The following is a 5,268-nucleotide window of genomic DNA, read 5'->3' on the forward strand; positions in this document are numbered from 1 at the left end:
ACCGGCATGGCCGACCGCCTCCGCGCCGCCGGTGGCGAGTGCCTGGTGCGCTCCGCCCCCGGCTCCGGCACGGTCGTCTCCGGCTGGCTGCCGGTGTGACCGGCCGTTCGCCGACTAGCGCAGGCCGCGAACGCTGGCCGGGTTGAGGATGAGCCGGCGCCAGAGCCGGTCCCGCTCTGCCGCACTGAGTTTCGCCTCGTCGGCAGCATCCGCCCACCCGCTCTCGACCGCATCGACGATGCGATCGACCCGGCTGCGCGCGTCCGCAATAGTGAGTCCGTATGCCGGGGCGGCGCGGACCAGTGCGGGGAGTTCCGCGGCCCGTTGCCCGTCGAGTCCGTAAGCCATCGCCTGATACGCCGTCTCCCCCGATCGCGGCTGGGGGCAGATGTCGTATGCCGGGGTGAGCGTTAGTCCGCGCCCGTCCCAGAACGCCGCGTGGTTGCGGGCATGGTCGTCGAAGTTGCCGAGGGCGATATAGGCGGCGATGCGTTCGAACACTTTGGCGGCGGCATCGTCTCCACCTTCGGTGAGCACCGCAACCAGGTCAGGATAGGTCGCGTATCGGCCGGCCATCTCCTCCAGCCCCAGAAGGGTCAGCCCCGAGACCACGTGCCGGCGTGCGCCCTCGACACGATCGAAGCGGCGGACCAACAGCGCGTCTCGTCCGCTGATCCGTCGTAGCGACGTCTCTGCGGCGTCGATCCCGGCCATTCTCGCCAGGGCCATTGCCCGCAGCCTCGGCTTTGACAACCGGATAGCGGTCGGTCGAGGACGAGAGCTTCGCCAGGAACTCGACTCCGTTGTCACGCAAGAGGATCTTGGGTCGAGCACCACCAACGCTGGTCCCGTGCACAAGGGCTGCCGCGATCTCCGCCGGGAGCCGCTCACCCGCGTCGAGTCGTTCGGCGGCGTCCAGGAGATCGGCGACGGGCGCGGTGTCAGACCGAGCGACATACGCATCGGGGCGCGCCTGGAAGTCGTTGGCACCGATGCGATTCGACCCGGAGAGCAGCATCAGGTTGACCTCGGTGAGGCTGTCGTCGTCCGGGTTGCCCGTCATCCGGGTGGCGATGACTCGGCGTCCCCACGCGTCCGGCGATCCGTCCCGAAGGCACGATGGCATGGCCAGGCCGGGGAGCGGCTCTATCGGACCGCTGCGCAGCGGCAGTTCCGGGCCATACAGGCTGATGGCGTCGGCGCGATCGAGGTAGCTGCGGGCGTAGGCGAAGGCCAGACCTCCCTGGGTCGCGCGCAGCCGACCGGCGGGGACGGGCGCCACGGCGCCGGGGAGCCACGTCCACACGACCGCCTCAGAAGTCATCGTCGATCTCGATCTTCTCGGCGTGAACGCGCGCGGGCATCAGGGCAAGGGTCTCGGCCCCGACGCGCCGCAACCGGACCAGTTCGGTGCCTTCGGCCCCAAAGAGCCGAACCCCGGACAGTGCCGCCGCGCTGAAGACCGTCCCCACGGCCACGTGAAGTTGGCCGGTCTCGATCGCCGTGACGGTGGGCCGGCTGACGCCAAGAAGCTGCGCGAGCTTGGCCGCGGTCCAGCCTTTCTGCTGCCGGGCGATACGGATCCGCTGCCCGAGCACTTCCGCCGCAGCGGCGGCTTCCGGGTGCACGTATCGAGCCATGATGCCAAGAATATCTCGCCTTATGTCCCTACGTGCTGAGAATTCTTTCCAGTCATACGTAAGGCGGGCGCTCGCGGCTGTCCTGCGGGCTGTCGTTGCGTGGGGTCGGCGCGCCCTTCCGTGGCCATCTGCACTATTCCCCTAGAGAAGGCCAGCGAAGAGGGATACGGGAGTACGGGTCATTGAGTATGGTTAACCATATGACGACGACGATCGAGCTCCCGGACGCCCTGGCGGGCGAAGCCCGCTAGCTCGCCCGTCAGGAGGGGACGACCCTGCGCGACCTGGTCGTGACCGGCCTGCGGGCGGAGGTCGATCGGCGCCGAACCGTGGTGGCCGTGGATCTCATCTGCCCAACGTTCGCCGGGCAGGGCCTGGCGGTGGACCTAACACCCCCGGCGGCGCTCGCCCGGGCATACGGCCTCCCCGAATGATCGCGCTCGACACCAATCTTCTCGTCTATGCCCACCGCGAGGACTCACCCCATCACCAGGGCGCACGAGCGGCTATCCAACGGGCGGTCGCTCACCGAGGGGGATGCGCGATTCCCTGGGCCTGCCTGCATGAGTTCCTGGCCGTCGTAACGCACCCGCGAATCTACGCGCCGCCGACCCCGGTGCCGCTTGCGCTCGACGCCGCCCGCAACCTTGCCGGTCACCCAGGCATCCAACTGATCGGCGAGTCGCGCGATCACCTCGACGTCTCAGGCACCTGCTCGCCCCAGGGACCGTCACGGGTGCCCGGATTCACGACGCGCGGATCGCGGCGATCTGCCTGGCGCACGGCGTCGATGCGCTGTGGTCGGCCGACCGGGACTTCAGCTGGTTCCCGCAACTGCGGGTGGTGAATCCGTTGTCCGTCCAATCCCAGGCCTAAGGTTTGCCGCTCCGGCCGCCGGCGCCTCGGTCATCCAGTGGTGCCGGCACTACCACGCAGATGCCGGGCTCCACGCCTGACATGGCGCCGTGACCGGGGCGAGAGTGGGTGGCGCGGCATACCGCCGCCCCAGCCGAGGAGGCCGTATGCCGTCCGCTTGCCCATCGTCCACCGTTCCGAAGCCTGGTCGGGGCGGCCGGCGACCGGTGGCACTGTCGGCTCTGGCCGCGACCGTCTTCCTCGGCGCGAGCGCCTGCGGTGCCTCGGGATCGACGAGCGGCACGCCGGCATCGCCCGCCACGGACACAACGGCGTCAACGGCAATGCCGTCCTCCGAAACGAGGGCGACGTCCTCACCGGCGAGCACGTCACCGACCAGCACCAACACGGACGCGTCAGCCACGACTCCCCCCGCAGGCGCAGGGGGCCTGCCGAAGGATCACAGCGTGTGCGCCCTCATCGACCTCGGAACCGCGACGACGCTCCTCGGCAGCAAACCCACGACCCTGAAGATCCCCGACACCAGCGATGACATGGTCACCCACGTCGACCGGTGCAACTGGAGCGCGGCCGAGTCCTCGCTCGCCTACCAGGTCAACCGCTACGCGAACCCCGCCATGGCTGCCACGATCGTCCGGGGTATCACCGGTCACATGCCCCCGGCGGCGCAGTCGCTCGACTTCCCGCCGAGCGGCAAGGGATTCGTGGTCGCCATCGGCGCCAAGGCCATGGGGCGGGCGATCGTTCCACTCACCAGCGGTGTCGTACTCGACCTGACCACCACAGCCGCGACCTCGGCGAAGGCCGAGGCACTCCTGCACCAGCTCGCCGACACCCTGACTCGCGCTGTCGGCTGACAAGGGGTCTGTCCCGTACGCGCGTTCGGCGACAGATGACCGGCATGCGCGAGCTCGGAAATGGGGCCATGCGACCGGGCCACGCCACACGAGGCCGAGCCGGCGCCTCTGCGAGACTGCGGGCATGGCCGAGGAAACCCGCTACATCACCTGTGTCCTGTGCGAGGCCAGTTGCGGGCTCGAGGTGACGATCGACGGGGAGGAGGTCCGCGGCATCCGGGGACATAACGCCGACCCGCTCTCGCGGGGGCACATCTGCCCCAAGGCGATCGCGTTGCAGGACCTGCACACCGATCCCGACCGCCTGCGCACGCCGGTCCGTCGCGTCGGCGCCCCCGGGGCGGACGCGACGTGGGAGCCGATCGGCTGGGAGGAGGCCTTCGACCTGGTGGCCGAGCGGATCGTCGCGATCCAGGCCGAGCACGGCAACGACGCGGTCGCGGCCTATCTCGGCAACCCGAATGTGCACAGCGTCGGCGCGCTCACGCACGGCGTCAACCTGGTGCGAACCATCAAGTCCCGCAACACCTTCAGTGCCACCTCGGTCGACCAACTCCCCCACCAGTTGATGGCGTGGGCGCTCTACGGGCACCAATTCCTCCTGCCGATCCCCGACATCGACCGGACCGATCTGCTCGTGCTCTTCGGCACCAACCCGATGGCCAGCAATGGCTCGATCATGACCGTACCCGACTTCCCCGGCCGGCGGCGCGACCTCAAAGCGCGCAGCGGGCGCCTCGTCGTCGTCGACCCGCGCCGCACCGAGACGGCCAAGGTCGCCGACGACTACCTCCCGATCCGCCCCGGCAGCGATGCGTATGTCCTGCTCGCGATGGTGCGCACGATCCTCGCCGAGGACCTCGCCCGCCCGGCGGACTACGTCGACGGCATCGACGCCGTCCGCGAGGTCGTCGGCCCGTTCACCGCTGAGCGGGCGGCGCAGGCGAGCGGCATCCCGGCCGACCGGATCACCGACCTCGCTCGCGCGATCGCGGCCGCGCCGAGCGCCGCGGTGCACGCGCGGATGGGGGCGTCCACGCAGGCATACGGCAGCGTGGCGCAGTGGGCGGCGCAGGCGATCAACATCCTGACCGGCAACCTCGACCGGCCCGGCGGGACGATGTTCACCAGCCCGGCGATCGACATGGTCGGCAAGAAGCTGATCGGCGGAGGGCACCTCGGGTCCTGGTCGACGCGCGTGCGCGGGCTGCCGGAGTTCGGCAGTGAGCTGCCGGTGTCGGTGCTCGCCGAGGAGATCACCACGCCCGGCGACGGCCAGATCCGGGGGCTGGTGTGCATCGCCGGCAACCCCGTCTCGTCCACGCCCGCCGGCTCGGCCCTCGGCGACGCCCTCGCCGGCCTGGAGTTCATGGTCGCCATCGACTTCTATGTCACCGAATCCACCCGGTATGCCGATGTCATCCTCCCGCCGACCGGGCCCCTCGAGCGCGACCACTACGACCTGATCTTTCACACGCTCGCGGTCCGCAACACCGCGCGGTGGAGCCCGGCGCTGTTCGAGAAGCCCGAGGAGGCGCGGCACGACTGGGAGATCGCGCGCGAGTTGGCGCTGCGGATCATCGCGCTGCGCGCGGCGGCCGAGGCCGGGAGCGGGATCAAGGGGGCGGCGACGCGGGTGCTGCACACGGTCAAGGACCTGCCACACGTCGTGGAGGCGCAGGCCCGCTTCCGCACCACGCCGAAGCAGCAGGTCGACCTCCTGCTGCGGACGTCCGGCCACGGGCTGAGCGTGGCCAAGCTGGCCGCCACCCCGGGCGGGGTGGACCTCGGGCCGTTGGAGCCGCGCCTGCCCGACCGGCTGGCGACGCGCGACCAGCGGATCGACCTCGCGACGCCGCTCGATGCGGCGTTGCCGTACGTGCCGGCGGCAGCGT

At 70.3% G+C, this 5,268-nt stretch carries 6 protein-coding genes; 2 read left to right on the forward strand and 4 right to left on the reverse strand.

Annotated elements, in window-relative coordinates; all coding sequences use genetic code 11:
• Nucleotides 1-114: 114 nt before the first annotated feature.
• The 4 genes from PKH97_RS13310 to PKH97_RS13325 form a co-directional block, all read right to left on the reverse strand.
• Nucleotides 115-729 (reverse strand): HipA domain-containing protein, encoded by a 615-nt coding sequence (locus PKH97_RS13310; RefSeq protein WP_324387999.1) that lies wholly within the window; start codon nt 727-729, stop codon nt 115-117.
• Between the two features lie 584 nt (nt 730-1,313).
• Nucleotides 1,314-1,640, reverse strand: coding sequence for a helix-turn-helix transcriptional regulator (locus PKH97_RS13315; protein ID WP_324388000.1), 327 nt, complete (start codon nt 1,638-1,640; stop codon nt 1,314-1,316).
• Between the two features lie 478 nt (nt 1,641-2,118).
• Nucleotides 2,119-2,334, reverse strand: coding sequence for a hypothetical protein (locus tag PKH97_RS13320; protein ID WP_324388001.1), 216 nt, complete (start codon nt 2,332-2,334; stop codon nt 2,119-2,121).
• Nucleotides 2,335-2,565: 231 nt separating this feature from the next.
• Complete coding sequence (locus tag PKH97_RS13325) at nt 2,566-2,919, reverse strand: hypothetical protein (protein WP_324388002.1); 354 nt, start codon at nt 2,917-2,919, stop codon at nt 2,566-2,568.
• Nucleotides 2,920-2,962: 43 nt separating this feature from the next.
• Here PKH97_RS13325 and PKH97_RS13330 point away from each other — a divergent pair, with 43 nt between their 5' ends.
• Together PKH97_RS13330 and PKH97_RS13335 are read left to right on the forward strand one after the other, a co-directional pair.
• Complete coding sequence (locus tag PKH97_RS13330; protein WP_324388004.1) at nt 2,963-3,373, forward strand: hypothetical protein; 411 nt, start codon at nt 2,963-2,965, stop codon at nt 3,371-3,373.
• Between the two features lie 124 nt (nt 3,374-3,497).
• A partial coding sequence (locus tag PKH97_RS13335; RefSeq protein ID WP_324388005.1) for a molybdopterin-dependent oxidoreductase occupies nt 3,498-5,268 on the forward strand: 1,771 nt, incomplete at its 3' end.

Source organism: Nostocoides sp., from assembly GCF_035343835.1.
GTDB classification, from domain to species: domain Bacteria; phylum Actinomycetota; class Actinomycetes; order Actinomycetales; family Dermatophilaceae; genus Nostocoides_A; species Nostocoides_A vanveenii.

What these genes read in the sequence shown, in the direction of transcription:
- PKH97_RS13310 (WP_324387999.1), bottom strand. Translation starts at nt 729, where the DNA reads ATGGCCCTGGCGAGAATGGCCGGGATCGACGCCGCAGAGACGTCGCTA.
- PKH97_RS13315 (WP_324388000.1), bottom strand. Translation starts at nt 1,640, where the DNA reads ATGGCTCGATACGTGCACCCGGAAGCCGCCGCTGCGGCGGAAGTGCTC.